General features: G+C 55.8%; 9 protein-coding genes, 1 tRNA gene and 2 rRNA genes. 1 reads left to right on the top strand and 11 read right to left on the bottom strand.

The genetic code is table 11. The annotated features are described in order from the left end of the window. Positions 1–411: 411 nt before the first annotated feature. The 7 genes from tamL to H6B30_RS04745 form a co-directional block, all read right to left on the bottom strand. Positions 412–2,733: a translocation and assembly module lipoprotein TamL gene (tamL, locus tag H6B30_RS04775; protein ID WP_205108451.1), complete on the bottom strand. Its 2,322-nt coding sequence runs from the start codon at positions 2,731–2,733 to the stop codon at positions 412–414. Further along, positions 2,717–7,354 (bottom strand): translocation/assembly module TamB domain-containing protein, encoded by a 4,638-nt coding sequence (locus tag H6B30_RS04770; RefSeq protein WP_205108449.1) that lies wholly within the window; start codon positions 7,352–7,354, stop codon positions 2,717–2,719. The genes tamL and H6B30_RS04770 overlap by 17 nt, the downstream gene beginning before the upstream one ends. Before the next feature lie 679 nt (positions 7,355–8,033). Continuing rightward, positions 8,034–8,717, bottom strand: coding sequence for an RluA family pseudouridine synthase (locus H6B30_RS04765; RefSeq protein ID WP_205108447.1), 684 nt, complete (start codon positions 8,715–8,717; stop codon positions 8,034–8,036). A 448-nt stretch (positions 8,718–9,165) separates the two neighbouring features. Continuing rightward, the gene (locus H6B30_RS04760; RefSeq protein ID WP_205108445.1) at positions 9,166–10,662 is read right to left on the bottom strand and encodes a DUF7017 domain-containing protein; all 1,497 of its coding nucleotides are present in this window, start codon (positions 10,660–10,662) and stop codon (positions 9,166–9,168) included. 2 nt (positions 10,663–10,664) lie between these two features. Next, on the bottom strand, positions 10,665–12,722 hold the full coding sequence (locus H6B30_RS04755; protein WP_205108443.1) for an ATP-dependent DNA helicase: 2,058 nt from the start codon (positions 12,720–12,722) through the stop codon (positions 10,665–10,667). An 830-nt stretch (positions 12,723–13,552) separates the two neighbouring features. Beyond that, on the bottom strand, positions 13,553–14,299 hold the full coding sequence (fabG, locus tag H6B30_RS04750; protein WP_205108441.1) for a 3-oxoacyl-[acyl-carrier-protein] reductase: 747 nt from the start codon (positions 14,297–14,299) through the stop codon (positions 13,553–13,555). Positions 14,300–14,364: 65 nt separating this feature from the next. After that, a complete protein-coding gene (locus H6B30_RS04745; RefSeq protein ID WP_205108439.1) occupies positions 14,365–14,958 on the bottom strand; it encodes a TetR/AcrR family transcriptional regulator in 594 nt (197 codons plus the stop codon). 327 nt (positions 14,959–15,285) lie between these two features. Here H6B30_RS04745 and H6B30_RS04740 point away from each other — a divergent pair. Then, positions 15,286–15,358, top strand: a tRNA-Met gene (locus H6B30_RS04740). A 157-nt stretch (positions 15,359–15,515) separates the two neighbouring features. Here the strand turns inward: H6B30_RS04740 and H6B30_RS04735 are convergent. The 4 genes from H6B30_RS04735 to H6B30_RS04720 all read right to left on the bottom strand — a co-directional run. Beyond that, entirely contained in the window at positions 15,516–16,208 is a 693-nt protein-coding gene (locus tag H6B30_RS04735; RefSeq protein ID WP_239483600.1) for a GDSL-type esterase/lipase family protein, read from the bottom strand. A gap of 203 nt (positions 16,209–16,411) precedes the next feature. Beyond that, positions 16,412–16,837: a lytic transglycosylase domain-containing protein gene (locus H6B30_RS04730; RefSeq protein WP_205108437.1), complete on the bottom strand. Its 426-nt coding sequence runs from the start codon at positions 16,835–16,837 to the stop codon at positions 16,412–16,414. 1,114 nt (positions 16,838–17,951) lie between these two features. After that, positions 17,952–18,064 (bottom strand): 5S ribosomal RNA (gene rrf, locus H6B30_RS04725). Positions 18,065–18,161: 97 nt separating this feature from the next. Continuing rightward, positions 18,162–18,284, bottom strand: a 23S ribosomal RNA gene (locus H6B30_RS04720); the annotation flags it as partial.

The raw sequence follows: 18,284 nt of genomic DNA, 5'->3' as shown, positions 1-18,284 counted from the left end.
GCGGCCGGGCGCAGGGAGCCCAATGCGGTGGCAGCCGGGCCCCGCGCACACGGCCCCACCCGCCCCGTTGCCGTGGCCCGCAGGTGTGAATATTGTTTACAACATGCCCCGTGAGAATGAAGCGGACGCCGGCTTCCGCCATCTCGGCGGCAAATACGCCGCTCTCGGAACACGTAGCGCAACGTCCTCTGCCAAAGGGCGTTGCGACGGCAGCAGCGGCAATTGCCGCGCCCGAAGACGTCACAGGGGAGAGCCGAACGGGTCGTTTGGCTTTTCAATCCTTGCCGTTTTGCCCTGCCCGACGGCCTCAGGCGGCTGCCAACGGGGCCCAAGCGACGCCACGGCAACTGTTTGAGCCGGTAGGCAGGTGGCTTTTTCCGGCAAATAATGCTGACAAAGCGGGCTTGCCGCTCAGAACGGATAGCCTATGGCAAAGTGCACCCCGAGCCCGTCGGAAAACTTCGGAATGTTGTAATAGCCGCTCTTGCCGGTGTCGTAAGGCACGTGGAGGGCTATGCCAAGGTCGAGCCGCAGCACGAAGAAATCGAGGTCGTAGCGCACGCCGAGGCCCGTGCCGGTGGCCAGCTGGCGCCAGAAGGTGTCGAAGCGGAACTCGGCGTCGGGGCGGTTTTCGTCTTTCTTCATCAGCCAGATGTTGCCAGCGTCGAAAAACAGAGCCCCATACAGGCTCCCGAAGATGTTGAAACGGTACTCAAGGTTCATCTCGAGCTTTATGTCGCCGGTCTGGTCGAGGTATGAATACGTGGACGAAGGGGCAACATATTTGCCCGGCCCGATGCTGCGTATGGTGAACGCCCTGATGCTGTTGGCGCCTCCCACGTAGAACTGTTCGCTGTAAGGGCCGCGCTCGGAATTGCCGTAAGCATAGAGCACGCCGGCGGCCACGTGGCCCACGAGCTGCGACTTGTATCCCAGCGACCACGTCTTGCGCAGCGAGGTGCTGACCTTGACAAACTGTGCAAACGGATTTCCGAACAGGTCTTTCTCCTTGTCGTTAAACTTCTTGCCGGCAGCCATGTAGCCCAGCGAGAGCAGGTTGCCCGACTCGGTGAGGCTAAGCTCCCATGCCACGGGGTTGCGGTATGACGCAGGGCTGGTGTAAGTGTACGTGTACTTTATCTTCGGCACAAACTGATTGCGCATCGACACGTATATCGCAGGATTGGCATCCATGATAGAGTCGAACGCCTCGGTGGTGTGGTTCAGCATGGTGTAGTCGAGCAGGAAGGGGCTGAACTCGTGCATCGAGTTGGGCGAAGTCTGGAACTTGTACGTCACCGCCCCTGTGACGGTGAGCATCTTGAAATAGTCGGCGCGGTTGAGCACATTGCCAGAGAGCGAGAACAGCGTCGAGGGCGTCGACGCAAAGCGGTGGCGCCTGAACAGCTTGAACGGCGTCTCGAGCCTCGGATACTCTATCGACACGTCGGCGCCATACTCGTAGGAGTTGATTTTAGAGCTGTTGCCGTCCACCTTCCTGCCCGTCTGCCACTCGTATGAGCCCTTGAGGTTTACCGTGAGCTTCTCTGCCCCGCGGAAGGCGTTGCGCTTGGTAAGCCCAAGCACGAGGCCCGGGCCTGTTCGGTCGTTGCTCTTCAGCGAGTAGTTGGCCTCTATCGAGCCGTCGTAGGGCTTGTCGAGCACGCAGTTGAGCGTCATGTCGAGCGTGTCGCAGTTGGCTGTAGTGTCGCGTGGTGCAAACGAGAAGTCGGCCAGGCTGAACAGGCCGAGGCTGTTGACGTTGTTGGCCGACTCCATGTAGGCATCCTGGCTGAACAGCTGCCGCGGCCTCAGCTTTACGTCGCGCAGCACTGCCCCCGGGCGTATGGGTATTTTCTTGCCCACACTGCGGCCGGCAAAATAGATGGACAGGTAGCGGTGAACGAACGAGTCGGTGAGCTGCTCACCCATGTCGCGCCTGAGGTTGACGCGCAGACGGCCCAGGTACCACTTGCGCTTGGCCAGCTCGGGCATGCCCCCCGCCGGCTGCACATGCACCTCAACCTTGCCGGGATTGGACACCGAGTCGGCCACGAACACGGCGTGGCCCGCGCTGTAAAAATAATAGCCGTTGTTGCGGAACAGCGTGGCCAGCCTGCTGCGCTCGGCATCGAGGGCCGCGGTGGTGAACGGCTTGCCGGGCTTCAGGCCGCTCTGCGCGGCCGTGGCGTGTATCAGGCTGTCGGCCGCCGGCTCGTAGCCCACATACTTTACTGTGTCGATGGTGTACAGCTTGCCCGGGGTGACAATGTAGCTGAGCTTGGCTTTCTTTGGGTTCTTTTGTGGAATGATGCCGTAGGCCACCTGCGCGTCAAAGTAACCGTTGGCCCTGAGCAGGTTCTTGGCAACGAGGGCGCGCGTCTCGGGGGCCACATAGCTGAGCAACACGGGCGCCGAGCCAAACTTGTCGCGCATCCAGCGCCCGAACTTCGAGTCGGCGTTGGCATACTTGTTGAACACGGCAAGCTTTATCTGTAGCGGCGACCGGTAGTAAGGACTGCCCAGCAAGGAGCCGTTGGGCTTGCATGCCAGGGCCGCCTCGACCTCGTCTTTCACGTTGTCAAAGTTGGCATCAGAGTCTGCCACGACGTATTGCGTCTTCTTCATGCCCGTATACAGCATATCGTCGTCGGGCAGGTTGCTGGTCGTGGAGCACGAGGCAAGCGCCCAGAGTGCCACAGCCGACAGCAGTATGTCAATAGTCTTTCTCATTGCTTTTAATCGAATCTTGTTCCGCCCTCTCGCGTTGCTTGCGCTTCTTGCTGCGCAAGTCGAACAGCTCGCTTAGGCTTGCCATCTTCTTTCTCCATACGAAACCGGCGCCATACTCCGTGATCTCGCCTTCAAGCAGGTCGTTGGCGTTCTTGTTATAGAACAGCCTTACATAGCGCTGGGCCGTCTGGTCGAGCCTGTACTCAAGCGACACGTTGTCGATGAACGCCTCGTTCTGGGTGCCTGACGCCGCATTGTCGGAGCCCGACGACACCTTGCCGCCAATGATGAAGCTGAAACGGTTGTTCCAGAAGCGCTTTGCAAACTTGAAAGAGTAGTCGGTGCGGGTGTTGCCCGAGGCGTCGGAGCTCTGGTCCATGCCCACGCTCATGTCAATAGACTGCATGGCGCTGTTGGTGATGCTGTTTATCTCGCTCTGCAAAAACGAGTTGAGCGCATTGTTCATCGAGAAGCCCCCTGTGTTGCCATCGGCCAGGTACATGCCCGTGGTGAGCATCGTGACGGCAATCTTCCCCCTCTGCTCCACGCTCATGGCCGCCAGTTCGTTTTTCAATGTCATGTCTTCGGGGGCGTCGAGGGTAAACTCCAGGCCCATGTCCTGCAGCGTCTTGGTCACCTTCACGCCGCAGTCGAACAGCACAGTGCGGCTGCTGCCCGACTCCGACGGCACGTTTGCCTTCACCTGCTCGGTGGCGGCAATGTTCAGTCGCGGGTTCATCACATTGCCGTTGAACTCGATGTAGCTGCCCTGCTGTATGTGGAAGGTCTTTAACGGGATTATCGGCAGGGCGTACTTCATCTCTCCCTCGTTGAGCGTGTAGCGCCCGTAGAGCTGGAAGTTGTCTATGTCGTTGTAAACGAGGCGCAGCTCGCCGCCTCCCTCGAGGTTGACGTAGTTAGACTGGTCGGCGTTGAGCGCACACATGATGCGCGCTCCCTGCTCTATGTTGAGCATCAGCTCCATGTCGAGCCCGCCCATTTGCGGGGCGTTGCTCTTCACAACCTTGGTCGTGTCGCGGAAGTCGGTAAACGTCACAAGCTCGCTCAAGCGGTCGTCGGAGCTTAGGGGCGAGTCTTTCAGCACATACGTCAGGTCGGTCGTCCCGAGCACGTCGAGCTGCCCCCTCATGCTCAACCTGTCGAGAGCCCCGTTCATGCGGCCGTTGAAATTGACAAAGGCCTTGCCGTAAGCCACCGAGCTCGGGCGCTTCCTGGCGTTGATAAGCTGGTAGTTGCGAGCCCTCATCTGCATGTCGAGCGTCATCCGTGAGGGGTCGGAGAAGTCGACGTTGCCGTAGATGTTGAGCGGGTTGTCGTTGTGTGAGTACAGCGTGAAGTTCTCGAAAAGCAGGTTGCTGCCCACGATGCGCACCGGATCGTTGTCCATGCGCAGCTTAAGGCCGTAGGGAACGCTCGTGATGTACGACGAGTCGAGGTATATCTCGCCGTCTATCTGCGGCTTGTCAAGCCCCCCGTTTACCGTCAGCTCGCCGTCGGCATATCCCGACAGGGCTATTATCTGGTCGGGTATGAAGCCGTTGGCCAGCGCCAGCGGCAGGCGCTTCATGTTGAATGTGGCCTCGATGCGGCCCCCGTCTGCATCGGTGTACTTGCCCCGCAGCAGGCCCACCTCGGCGTCGTTGTGGCTCAGGCGTGCGCCAACGAAGTGCGACCCGGAGTCGCGCATGAGATAGGCAAACTCACTTCCCACGTTGCCTATGTAGCTATGCTCATACGAAAAGTCGTTTACGGTCAGGTCGGACATTACCGTCAGCTTCTCTTCCTTGTCTTGTATGATGTGGAAATCGCCGAAGAGCAGCCCCCCTATGCTCGGTGCGAACGGCAAGACCGCCGTAATCTTGCCTAAGTCGAACTTGTTGAGACTGACCGTCAAGTCTTGAAGCACATCGGGATTGCTGTCTTCCGTGTAAATCTTCACGCCCGTATAGTCGTCGGCAATGAGGTCGACGCGCGCATGCACCCTCCTGTCGCGGCCCAGGAATATGTAATTGTCGGTGTTCAGGGTGAACTCCTTGTATCCCAGCACTGGCTTGTCGGGCGTGAGGCGCACATTGATTCCGCTGTCACACATCTCGGCCCTCGCCCCGAGATACGCCCCCAGGCTGTCGGCAGCGTCGTAAAACTTGACGTCGAGCCCTGCCTCGGTCTCGAAGTAATAGCCGTTGAGAAGAGTGGTGAAAGCCAGCTGCGGGTTGTCCTTGCGGTTTTGTACGCGCCCCACGAAGCGCAGCCGCGAGGCCGAGTCTTGCGCCACGTAGAACCTCACGGTGTCTATCATGGTGCTGTCGGACACGAGCGAATAGAGGTGCATGTTGCCGTTGAGGCCCCGCTCGGGCGACGAGTTGAGGCTTAGGAAGAGGTCGTCGAACACCACGCCCTTGGTCTTGAGGAAGTTGGCAAACGGGTTGCCGTCGCGGCTGGCCAGCCTCAGCTGCAGGTAAGGCAGCAGTTGCGTGAGCCTGTCTTGGTCTATCACCTTGTCCTTGCGCTGCCGCTCGGCCTCGGCCATGATGCGCCCCACGTGCTTCATGATGGCCTCATAGCCGCCTCGCGCCGCCAGCCTCAGGTCGAGGCTGCCGCTGCTTACCATGGCCCACGTGGTGTCGGGGCTTGTAGACAGGTCGACATTGATGTCTGTGGGGTGGAACTTCATCTTGCCGCTCTCTATCCTTATGTCGGCCACAGAGCCCTTGAGCATGTGCGTCTGGCGCAGGTTCGACGCGAAATCGAGGTGTGCGCAGATGCCGGTGGAAAGGGGTTGCCCTGTCAAGTGCATGCGGTATAGGTCGGCATTGCGCAGGTCGGCCACGAGCGTGGTCTGCACCTTGCGGCGGTTGAGCAGCGCGTAAACATCGACGCTGCCGTCGAACAGGGCATTGGTGCCGGCCACGCTGACGTGCCCCTTGCCGCCGCTGAGCGTGGCGCCAGCCTCAAGCCGCCCCACCCCGAGCGATCCGTATGCCAGCGTATCTACAACCAGCTTGGCGCGCAACCGGCTCGACGGCGACAGGAAGTCGAGCCCCCGGCCGGCAGCCTCGGCCCTGCACGATACGGTGAAAGCAGAGTCTTGCGGCAGGAAATGGCTCACATTGAGACCGTTCACGGCCAGACGGGCCTCATAGGCGGTGGTGGCAGCATTGAAACGGCCGTCGACCGTCAGCCGCCCGGCGCCCTCGCGCGCCGACAACCTTGCCGAATAAGCGTTGCCGTCTACGGTGGCATGCCCATCAATAGCTATGCCACGGGGTATGCGGAAGGCCGGTTGGGGCCCGGCCAAAGCTGTGACGAAGGCCAGGTTTTCCGTACGCCCGGTGAGCCTGACGTCGGCACGCAGGCGGTTGGCGGAGGTCACATTGTGAGCCTTGCCCGACGCCGACAGCCTGAAGGCAGTGGGCAGACTGACATCTATGCCGGCAATGTCAAGGTCGCCCACGGTGCCGCTCACTGTGGCACGCACCGTAAGCGGCCTGTCGGGGTATGCCCTGACAAACTGCCCCGGCAGCCCTCCGGCAAAGCGCATGATGTCTTGCTTGCCCACCGAGGCCAGCAAGCGCAGGTCTATCTTGCCCGGGTTGCGCTCGTCCATGGCGCTGAAGTCCACCGACGCCTCGGCCCTGAGGTCGGAGTCGGTCGTGCGCAACGATAGCGAAGGCAGGCTCAGGCGCACGGAGTCCATGAGCACTCGGCCCTTCAGGTCGGAAAGCCTTATGCCGCTCTTCTCGTCCATGCGGCAATAACGCAGGTTGAGCCGTGTCTGCGGCGACTCGTAGAACACAGAGTCAATGCCTATGGCTATGCCGCTCAGGGCTATGTGGTTGGGGTCAAGGCCGTCGGCACGCGGGGCGAAGTTGTTGTCGAACGCCACCGTGCCGCCTGCCCACTCTATCGTGCCCACGGTATAGCGGCCACGCTCAAGGTCTATTACGGCGGCGGCGGCGGTGAGCCTTTCGGTGCGCGCCCTTACGCTGATGGTGTCGCCCGGCGTGTGTATTGCCACGGCGGTGCGCTCTATGGCCAGCCGGTCTACGTTAATGCGCCATGGCGTGGGGGCCGACGCGGTGTCGGGGGGAACCACCGTGTCACACAGCTCCACCACCACATCGGCATCGGCGAGCCTGGCATCGTTGACCTCGGCCGTTCCCGATCGGAGGTCGATGCCGCGGCTGTGAAGGCTAAGCCGCCCTATGCGGCCGCGCACGCGGGTGGTAGCTATGAAACCGGCCGTGTTGACATGGGCGTCGGTGAGCTCGAGGGCGTCGACCGTCAGCCTGCTGCGAAGCAACTGGCCAAGGCCTACGTCGACCACCAGGCGGCCCACGTCGGCAATTGTGTCGCGCACCTGCGGCAACGAGTCGTTGCGCTGGGTCATCCTGAATCCATCGACACCAATGTCGAGCGGAAACACCAGCGACACGCGGCGCACGCTGATGTCCATGCCCGTGGCTTCCGATGCCGACGACACTACGGTCTGTACGGCCCAGTTCTGAACCGGCGGTATGTAAAGCAAAACCGCCAGAACAATGAAAAGCACCACGGGAAACAGCAGGATGCCCAATATCCAGTACAATAACCTTTTCATTTGCTTATTCACACTTATAAGGTGTTACGTGCTTTCAAAGCGCCGGTCACAGCAAACCGGACGAAATGACAAGATGCCTGATTCCGATTGTATGGTGCCGCCGTTTGTATTTACAAAGGTAAGGAAAAATATCGAAAGCAAACACTTTCACATCAAAAAAAGAGCTTGGAGAAGCAGTCCGTCCCTTGCAATGGAATGCTTTGCAAGCCTGACAAAGCGGCCGCCGCTGTCATTACAGCCCAAAAAGGCATTGTAATGTTGCAAAGCATAAGTAGCTGTTCAAAATTAACCGATACAATAGACCTTGCAGTTGTCCGCTATATCTTTGCCACCATCTTGTGAGCCCTTTCGGGCCGCATGCCAAAGTCCTAAGAGAGAGCGTAGCCCGCTACGCTCTCTCTTAGGACTTTGGCATGCATCTCCGAAATAGCGCACAATTTGATGGCAATTAATTTTGAACACCTACTTATTCATATTGAATCATATCAAACTCACGCCAACATTAAAGGCTACGACAGCAAGCTCCATGGCTTACACACCGTAAGCCTTGGGCAGAAAAACGCTGCGTAACGCAAAAACGACGATACGAAAAGGCATGGACAGCACAGCTTTAACCACTGAAGGCCGACCGCCGGATGTTTGTTTTCATTACCGACTGAGGTTATGCCCCGAGCAAGAGCTACCCCTCGACGGCCCCCGCGACAAGCTCGCGCCAAAGCCTGTCGGCAGGCAACGGGGCCTCGACCACTATGCGCTCACGGCTCACCGGATGCACAAACTCCACCCGGCGGGCCAGGAGCGAGATGCTGCCGTCGGGGTTGCTGCGCGGAGCCCCATACTTAAGGTCGCCCTTTATGGGGCAGCCCATGGCCGCGAGCTGGCAGCGTATCTGGTGGTGGCGGCCTGTAAGGAGAGTCACTTCGAGCAACGAGTAGTTGTCGCCCCGCCCTATGGTCTTGTAGCGCAGCACGGCTTGCTTGGCCCCTGCCACCTCGCGGTCGTGGGCGTAGCTCTTGTTCTGGCGCTCATTGCGCACAAGCCAGTGGGTGAGCGTGGCCTCGGCCTGGCGCGGCGCCTGCCTCACTATGGCCCAATACGTCTTGTGGACGTCGCCGTCGCGGAACATGCCGTTGAGCCGCGACAGGGCCTTCGACGTGCGTGCAAACACCACCACGCCCCCCACGGGCCTGTCGAGCCTGTGGGCCACGCCAAGGAACACCTGCCCCGGCTTGGCGTATTTTTCCTTGATGTAGGCCTTGACGTCGTCGGCCAGCGTGCGGTCGCCTGTCTTGTCGCCCTGGACTATCTCGCCCGGAGCCTTGTTTACTATGATGATATGATTGTCTTCGTAAAGTACTTGCATTTTATCTTTGTCTTGAAATGTTTATGCCGGCATCCGGCCTGCCGTGCCGACAGCCCGCGGCAATGGCGCCTACATCAAGCTGCGGCATGGGCCTGAGGGCACACACAAGCCACCGTAGGGCGACAAGCCTGCACCGCATGGCTCGTTTTCCATGCAAAATTACTCTTTTTTCGCGAGAATATCATTGCATCGGCCCATTATTTGGGCCACCGAAGCAAGCAGGGCCCGAACCACCCCGACATGGTGGTAGCGCCGCAAGCAGTATGTAGCCTTGTCAACGCCACGCTTCCCAAACACTTCTGTCCGGCTGACGGCAGCCGGGCCGACTGCCGATGCAACGGCATCACGACAACACGTGAACGCCACCGGCAAGGCTGCGCGCCACCACCAACACAGGCAACAGACTGCAGGAACCGGCCGAAGCTGGCTTGGCACAATGCACCGACGCCTATTGGCTCTTGCATTTTAGCGACGCACACCGCCAAGACCACTCGTCGCGCTTTTTGTTATAATCATACACGGCTATGGCCGTTGCAGACTCGTTGCCAGCCAGACAGTGCTTCCGGACGGTCGCCGGGGTGATGAAACACCTCACCCCCTGCCCTTCGATAAAGGCAAAGGGCTTGTCGGCTGGCTTGCGTATGTTGCCACTGACCAGTTTGATGTATCCGTTGCCACCAAACCCGGCCGCGTCCAACAGCCTCGAACCGACAACGCTTGCCTTGCCGTCGGGACTGGCCACCCAGTTGAGTGTGAGCAGAGTTCCTTCGGCAACCCGGGCTTTCAAGTCGCGCAACGTCACCACCATGCGTTTCTTCTCGCCATATACAATGGCTGCGCGGCGGGCTGCGATGTCGACATGAGTAACGACAGCCACACTCTCGTTTGTACCATAAGACAGCATGGCGTCTGTCATAAGCTTGTAGTCCAGCCCGTCGCTGCTGTCGGCGACGGCGGTTTGCATCCACGGCGCCCTAAGCCAGTCTTGCACTTCGTAGGGCAGCCGCCACCCCTGCCGGGTGTAACACCCTGCAGTTTTCTCTATGTGATACTTTGCCCGCCCGTAGTCGTTGAGCGACAGATATGCCGACGCCAGCCGAACCCTGACCTTGCCAAGAAACGACTCCTGGGCCTTGCAGTGAACAGCACGCAACAGGCAGGCCATGCATTTTTCCGTGTCGTCGCAATACACCTCGGCCAACAACTGCCATATCCAAAACTCCGACTGCTTCTTTCTGGCAAAAGGCATCACCACAGTCAGCGCGTCATCCCTTGCCGCCCCGGTGGCAAGCATGAGCTTGCCGCAGAAGTAGCCGGGGTACATCATGTCGGGAAAGTCTTCGGTCAGCTTCTCTATCTTAGGCCGGAAGGCGCTTATGCGGCCAACGTCTCCCTTGCGCAGCAACGCCTTGGCATATCCTATGTAGGCCTGTTCGGCCAACGACATGGCTTTCTTTCCGTTTTCCAATCTATACTGCTCGAAGTCGTCGGGCTGCAGGTTGTCAAGGTTCCACCACTCAATGAAATCGGCCAGGCGCTCCCATTGGCCAAGGCGCAAGCACGACTTCAGCAGGCAGGAATATCCTTTCGACGGAGCAAAGGTGTACTTGCCGACAAGGCCAAACAGGCTGTCCATCTCATGCAATGAGCCCGGGGCCACGGTCTTGGCAAACTCGGCCATTTTCCACAACACGTTGCTGAACATCATAGCGTCGCCCGATGTGGTCAGCAAATCCAGGCCCGCAAGCTCTTCGGCGTGTGCCAAGAATCCGCCGCGGTCGTTGTTATCCAAGTCCGTTTTGAGCAAGTAATACAATGCCCACCCCATCTCACGCTGTGCCCAAACGTCTTGCGGCGCCTCGCCAAGGTCGGCCTTGGCCTGTTGGTAGGCCTTGGCCACGTCGCCCGCCTTGCACATTGCCGTTATGTCTTTAACTGTTGCCATGGCTATTCAAAATGAAGTTTTATTTCCTCTATCAATGCGGCAAGCTCACTGTCGGCCGCCCCCATGAGCGACATGGGCATGGCATAAGTCACAAATCCGGAGCCGTTGACATAAAGCTTGATGTAAGAGTGGCTGCACGATGTGCGAAAGTAAAATGCCACGCTGTAGTCTTCGCTGTGCTCAACGACGTTGGTCATGGCTATGCCCAGCCCGTCGCACGCTGAGCGCACAAGGCTGTAGAGTTGCTCATGCGTATCGTCTGAGGGCTCATAGCCAAAATATAGCGGCATGGCATTCTCGTCGTCAAGCAGCATGCCCACCATCACACTGTGGGCAGTGGCACTTTGCGGCACCGCCTTGAGGAAGATGCCGCCCTTCTTGTACCTTATGTCATAACGCTCAATGCCGTCGGGCGTGGTTATGTAATAAATCTCTTGGTATGGCCGGCTTTCCACCCTGTCTATACTGTATGGCGTCAATTTCAGGTTGGCGTCTATGCACATCCATTTAGCATGCAGGTATACCGGGGCATTGGCATCGTGGAAAGGTGAACTGTCGACACTGCCGAATACCCTGCATTCCTCGCTTATCTTGGAGCACTGCCGTATCGGCTCGATGCGGAACCTTGCAAAAGGGGTGATGTGGGGCAGGTTGGCAAACCCAAGGTAACGGCGTGCCCGTGTGGTCGCAGTGTACGCCCAACGCAGGCATTCGTCGCTCAGCCCGGTGCGCCCGCTGTAATCAACGAAAGCGCATGCCCATTCTCCGCCCTGGCATTTGTGGCCTGTCACGGCATAGCCATACTTAGCTTGAAGGCAGTTGAAATAGGGGTCTTGCCTCAAGGCGTCTGCAAACCCGGGCGCTCCGGGGCGGAGATTGGGATTGCGCATGCGGAAGTTGATGAACAACGCCCTTTGTTCGTCTATACCCAAAGACGGCCTGCCGTCATTGAGCAAGTCCAGAAGCAACATGCAGCCTTGCGTGCCGTCATGCGGATTGGGCACCTGTATGTAGGCAAACTCCATCTCTATCACCTTACGAACCTTGACGCCGCCCTCCTGGACGTAGACAGGTGCAGACTGCCTTACGGTCTCGCCGACGTGCCGCACGGTGACGAACTCGCCGTTCATGCGCTCGAGCAGGTAATTGTTTTTGACTACCATAAGCACATCGCCGGCCCTCAAAGCTGGTTGGTCCTCACCGTACAGCCGCCTGCGCACTTCCTTGTTGTACTCGCAAGCCGACCTGTTTGAATAACATATTATCACACTGTCGTTTCCGGGCGCCCCACTCCTTGCCTCCATATACCTGTCTATCAGTAGGCCGGACGGCAACGACTCTACCTCGCCCTGCCGCTCTTCGAAGACCATTCGGTTGCGCTTTTCTTGCTTCAGCAGGTCTCTTATCTGCATGGCGTTATTCAATATCACGCTCCCGCCCGTCTGTCTCAGCACCTCGGTCAGCTCGGCCCTCATCACCTTCAGGCCCTTGCCGGCAAAAAAGTCGGCTGAAAGTGCATTCGAAACAGTTTCGCCCACCGGCGGCAACTGCATAGGGTCGCCAACAAATATGACCTTGCCACCCGACGCGGGGCGCACGTAGGTCAGCAGGTCGTCCATCAGGTTGTCTGTGCCAAACACAAACAGCTCCTGCTCCTTTTTTCGCGAACACAACATGGAGGCCTCGTCGACAATGGCCACTACCATCTCGCTTGTATTGCTTATCGGGAAACACAGCCGGTATTTGGCATTGGCCATATCCTCTGCCTCTGTGGTTTGCAGTGCCGCCCCGCTATATATTGCCTTGTGTATTGTGGTTGCAGCATAGCCTGTCTTCTCGCTGAGCACACGTGCGGCCCTGCCGGTGGGAGCCATCAACGCCACGGTACGGAACCGTGAAACATGGTCGGCAATATGCTTGACCATAGTGGTTTTGCCTGTGCCGGCATAACCACATAGGATGAAGACCGATGCATCGCCCTTCATAAACTCGTCTACTTTGTCGAGCACACGCTGCTGCTGTGCTGTCAATGTCATCTCAACAATGCTACCATTACTCATAACCAAACTCTTTTTCCGGGCATGCATACATTGCCTGTGCATGGCGCCCGACAATCCTTTTGTCAGTACTCACTGTATCCAACAGCCCGGCTGGCTCTCCGGCCGGCGCCGGAAGAGACGCTTTGCCATGGCGGTTGAACAAATGTTCATATAGAGCATCATATCCTACATTCGCATTATTGTCAGTAGGCATCAGTTCATAGATTTAACCTTGGCGAATAAACAACCGTGCATTAAACGCCACATGCTTTCAAAATTTCAAATCGGTTTGCTGCCCTACGGCCATCGCCAATAGCCGCAGAGCGCTTGTTGTTGCAAATATAAGAATAATTGTTTGTTTTCAGACAAACATCTATAAAAAATTAAAATGAATGCGCGCAAATTGCCAGGCAGTTGTTGAGGGCTTACAATAGTCGGGGTTCATTACGGTGGCCCGGAGCTGGCATACAACTGCCTTAGTGGATAATGCCTGCCGGATGCATTAACGAGCGCTGCGAGCGACAACTCATCATAACTCCCCGATAACGCCTTCTAACCCTTCATGACTACTCGCATTTGGCAGAATGGGGATATTCATTAAACCTAAATCACATGCGCGCGTGCAGCCTACAGAGCGCCCATGCCCGTACGTTCAGCAGGGTGCAAAGGGCACCGATGCGGCAAGCATGCCTACACCCGCGTTTGCCGACTCAACAAACGAAAGCTGCGGCAACAGCTAACGGGCAAAAAAAGCAATCCATGACCCACAACCGCCGTGGCAAGCGCTAAGCTGTGCGTAACGACGACCATAAGTCATGGATTGATGTTTACGACTGTCTATGTTCGATTTTTTACATGTTCATTCCACCGTCAACCTGGATTACCTGGCCGGAGATGTAGCTCGACATGTCTGATGCAAGGAAGACTGCGCAGTTGGCAATGTCGTCTACGTTGCCGCCACGGCGCAAAGGTATCTTGCTTATCCACTCCTTGCGTATGTCGTCCGGCAAAGCCTGGGTCATGGCCGTGTCGATGAAACCGGGGGCTATGGCGTTGGCACGTATGCCCTTGGGGCCCATTTCCTGGCCTACACTCTTGGCAAGGGCTATGAGGCCTGCCTTGGAAGCGGCGTAGTTGCTCTGGCCTGCGTTGCCATGCACACCCACCACCGATGCCATGTTGATGATTGAGCCCTTGCGCTGGCGCATCATGACGGGCACACAAGCATGGATGAAGTTGAACGCGCTCTTGAGGTTGACCGCGATGACTGCATCCCACTGGGCCTCGGTCATTCTCAGCATGAGCCCGTCTTTGGTTATGCCGGCATTGTTGACAAGGATGTCTATCGAGCCGAACTCCTCCTTGACCTGCTTAACCACCTCTTCGGTCTGTGCAAAGTCGGCAGCATTGCTGGCGTATCCCTTCACTTTCACTCCCTTGGCGGCAATCTCGGCCTCGGTGGCCTTGCCGTTATCATCGATAACGAGGTCTGTGAATGCGATGTTTGCACCTTCTTCAGCGAACTTGAGCGCTATGGCCTTGCCTATGCCGCGCGCAGCTCCGGTAATCAAAGCTGTCTTACCTGATAAAATTCCCATATCTAATGTTGTTTTTAAGTTTGGTTTTGCTGTTTGGCTGCTTGCCCGGCAGTGCCGCCGGGGATTTACTTTATAAGACGCTTGCCCAATGCACCGTAGACCACCTTGGCCACGAGCGGACGACTCATCTCTTCTGTCATGCCGTGGCCCAGACGCCCATATATATAAGGAACCTCAAGCCCCTTGATGCAATAATGGGTGATGTCGGCAACAAGGTCGATGTTGTCTATGTCGAACTCGCCTTCGGCCTTGCCATCGGCATAGACCTTGCGGAAGAGCTCTATTTCGTCTTCGTCAAACTTCTTGCGCACCTTCTCGACCATCCATATGTTGCGGAAGAACTCGGCCCGGAGATTACCGTTGCGTACAACGGTTTCTTTGATCATGCTCAGATGGGTGTATATCAGCTCTATGATTTTGTCTTGCGGACTTGTCTTCTTTGCTGCCACCTCGTCGAGTTTGTCCGACAGGCGCTCCAACTCCGACTCAATCACTGCATAATATACATCCTCCTTGCTCTTGAAGTATGTGTAGAGCGTACGACGCCCTTTGCCCGAAGCCACGGCAATATCGTTCATTGTAGTGCCTTCGATGCCCTTCTTTGCGAAAAGCTGGCGGGCAATGTCCACTAATTTCTGCCTCGTCTTCAATATCGACATACACAATTCTCCTTTAATGGGTTAATGCTGATGGTCTTGCACATTGACTTTGACGTGTGCAAAAGTATTAATTATATTTCAATTGAGCAAATAAATGCCAGATAAAAAACAAACATTAGCACATTTGAAAACGATGCTCATTTGTCATCGCCACCAGCATTGCCTTTTTGCCGACAAACGCCAACAGACTGGTCGAAACGCCAATAATAATGCCCACAAATGGCTATACCAACCTGTTTTTTGCAAATAAATGCAAAAAGATGGGCGTAATATTTGCACATGAAGAAAAAAAGCAGTATCTTTGCACTCGCAATTAAGAAATAACATCGCGGAGTGGAGCAGTTGGTAGCTCGCCAGGCTCATAACCTGGAGGTCGCATGTTCGAATCCTGCCTCCGCAACACAGTGAAAGCGCAAGACCAATGTCTTGCGCTTTATTTTATTTATATGCCCTGTCCGAAATCATGGAATCACTGTGCAGACAAACGAAAACGGCTGCACGGAAAAGTCACTCTCCGCACAGACAGGATTGATGTCATTGGGCAAAATGATTGATGGTCAGCGTGTCAGCTGCATTACGTGGCGGCGCAATTCAAATGCCCACAGCTTATAACCTTGGGCCGACAGATGCAAACCGTCTGTGGTCAACTCACGACGAAGGGTGTTGGTGCCACGCCTTACAAACTTGGAATACAGGTCTACATAGGCAATGCCCTTGTCATTGCAATAGGCAGACAAAAGGCTGTTGACCTCGCGCACGGCACCCGTCTTGCCTTCAAGCAGCTTCCACTTGCCAAACGACTCATTGATAGGCAACAAGCTTTGAACGTAGAGCTTTGTCGATGGCGACTCTCGCCTTATTGCCGCAATGACCTTCTCCACCGCGCTGGCCACTTGTGAAGCTGTCAAGCCATGGCTTATGTCGTTTATTCCGACCATGAGGAATATTGCGCGCGGCCTGCCTGGCAAAATCTGGCTTAACCTATGGTATATGCCTGTTGCATCATCACCGGCAATGCCGCGATTGACAACAACCGGCGAATGGAGCAGCTTTCCCCAATCGCCGCCAAACTCGGTTAGGCTGTTGCCAAGCATCACTATGTCACAACTGTCTACGGGCGGCATCTTGGCAAACTGTGCCACGCGGTCTGTATAGTGCTTGAAAGGCTTGTATGTCACATCCTGCGCCGCCATTGCGCTTGCCGCAAGAGCTACGGCACAGGCACATAAACATCTTGAAATAGTGTTCATCTACAAATCTGTTTTACTTGCAAAGTTACATCTTATGAATGAACGAATGCCGTATTTTACATTTTTTTAGTTCATTGTGACTATCCCATCGCGTCAATCCATGAGATGGAGGCTGTAAACCAAACATGCCGTTCACACTCTGCAAAAAAATTGCGGCCATAACGCCGCAAGGGCGTCATGGCCGCAACATTGTTTAAAATTAATCACTTCATTGCTTTCATCACTTTGTCAAAGTAACGCTGCGTTCGCTTTACACTGTAATTCATACCTCCATTCCAAGAACGTATGGCCTTCTCGATGTTGTTGCCGGGATTGAAGTATGACTGTATCAACAGGAACATCTCCTTTGATTTAGCAACACTGAATCGATCACGCAATGTGAAACGCTTCTTGCTCTTTTTACGCTTGAGAATCTGGTTGCACTCTTTCACCAGGATAGGGGTTATCTGCATCGCGCCACACGAACTTCCACTCCTCGCATTAGGGTTTCCACTACTCTCAACTTGAATTATCGCCTCCATCACAGGTTCCCAATTAAAGTCCGAAGCCTGAATGTTATCCTCTGCTGAAGCAACGGAAGGAACAAGGACTAACAAAGCGATAACTACAATCTTTGTTATTCTCTTCATTATCATTTAATTTATGGAGATAGGATTCAAAGGTGCATCCCGCAGCGCGACTGAAAGAGAAAATCAATCTGCGCTTTCTCCAGTTAATACTCTTTAGATGACTATTCCCACTCGGGAACTTACAATGTCATCTGGATTTATTTACGGGTGCAAAATTACAAAAAACAGCTTTAACCACCAAATTTTTTGAAGAAAATTAAGAGATTTAGCACTTCCTACAAACCTGATTATCAATATTTTAGCCCGAAAATCAGATAAATGGGTACTGTGTAATACTCTCGGTAATGGGAAACAATGCAAACGCAATACTGTCATAATTGTTATCGTAAAATCACATGGTATTTCTATAACAGGATTGATGGAAATACATAGTCATGCATTTCAGATTCAGATTAACTGATATATGTAAAATCAAGGTTTCAGATACGGTTTCGATGATGATGCAACTCACATCAATCGAATATATTATATCAACAAAACAAATATATTGATTTTAATCATAATGATTACAGCTTGCCGTGTGTTACATTAATAATAATATGTGGCAACTTTGTCATGCATGTATGCCGCCAACAGCCGGGCAACATTGCTAAGCCGTGTTGTCATGGTTTCATTAAAGCGTGACCTCATGTACACACGTCCGACAGTCAACCCAAACGGAACTGCCAACCCTGATTCTAACCTGCAGAAGTGCAGTCGCTCTGATCAAATCCAGGCATCAACAAATTAGCATGCAAACAGAATCCTGTCATTGCTAAGCGACGGCGGGTGGCAAAACTGCGAAGCGGCAGCATGGTATGTGGGAAAGCGGGTTGGGGAGATTGGCCGGCATGGCGAGACAAAAAACCGATACCATGCGGAATGGCGGCAGGGAGGCATTGAGCTTTCACGCCACCCCGGCCCAACGTACTATGCGCATGGGGCAGGCCGCTGCCCGACAGGGCGCGCAGCGGCGGCGTCCGCTGCCTGCACGGCTGCCGGCGCAATGGAGCAATCCGGCCGTCGTGGCCGCCCCCGGCAGACCTGGGGGATGGGATGCGCGGCCGAGGCCGCTGGCGGGGATACAAAAAAATGCCGCCCGACCGGGGATGAACCCGGCGGGCGGCAACATGAAAGGCGGCGGCATCCTACTCTCCCGCATTGCAGCGCAGTACCATCGGCGCAACCGGGCTTAACTTCTCTGTTCGGGATGGGAAGAGGTGGAACCCCGGCGCAATGGCCACCTGTGTTTTCCTTCGCATGGCCTATGGCGGCATGCGTGGCACACAGCACACAAGAAAGCAACCTGCCGGCCGGCACACAAAGGGCGCCGGGAAAGGAACCACGGGTCGAAACGTTCGGGCAATTAGTAGCGCTCGGCTTTGGCGTCGCCGCCTTTACACCTGCGCCCTATCAACGTCGTAGTCTGCGACGGCCCTCAAGGAGCCCTAATCTTGCGGACGGCTTC

Origin of the sequence: Marseilla massiliensis (assembly GCF_016899955.1) — a bacterium.
Taxonomy (GTDB): Bacteria; Bacteroidota; Bacteroidia; order Bacteroidales; family Bacteroidaceae; genus Prevotella; species Prevotella intestinigallinarum.
Note: the sequence above shows the minus strand (reverse complement) of the source record. Positions and strands in the feature narration are given on the sequence as shown.

Excerpts from the sequence above, each read along its gene's own strand:
- H6B30_RS04760 (WP_205108445.1), bottom strand. The coding sequence starts at position 10,662 with ATGGCAACAGTTAAAGACATAACGGCAATGTGCAAGGCGGGCGACGTG.
- H6B30_RS04735 (WP_239483600.1), bottom strand. The coding sequence starts at position 16,208 with ATGAACACTATTTCAAGATGTTTATGTGCCTGTGCCGTAGCTCTTGCG.
- H6B30_RS04770 (WP_205108449.1), bottom strand. The coding sequence starts at position 7,354 with ATGAAAAGGTTATTGTACTGGATATTGGGCATCCTGCTGTTTCCCGTG.
- H6B30_RS04765 (WP_205108447.1), bottom strand. The coding sequence starts at position 8,717 with ATGCAAGTACTTTACGAAGACAATCATATCATCATAGTAAACAAGGCT.
- fabG (WP_205108441.1), bottom strand. The coding sequence starts at position 14,299 with ATGGGAATTTTATCAGGTAAGACAGCTTTGATTACCGGAGCTGCGCGC.
- H6B30_RS04755 (WP_205108443.1), bottom strand. The coding sequence starts at position 12,722 with ATGAGTAATGGTAGCATTGTTGAGATGACATTGACAGCACAGCAGCAG.
- tamL (WP_205108451.1), bottom strand. The coding sequence starts at position 2,733 with ATGAGAAAGACTATTGACATACTGCTGTCGGCTGTGGCACTCTGGGCG.
- H6B30_RS04730 (WP_205108437.1), bottom strand. The coding sequence starts at position 16,837 with ATGAAGAGAATAACAAAGATTGTAGTTATCGCTTTGTTAGTCCTTGTT.
- H6B30_RS04745 (WP_205108439.1), bottom strand. The coding sequence starts at position 14,958 with ATGTCGATATTGAAGACGAGGCAGAAATTAGTGGACATTGCCCGCCAG.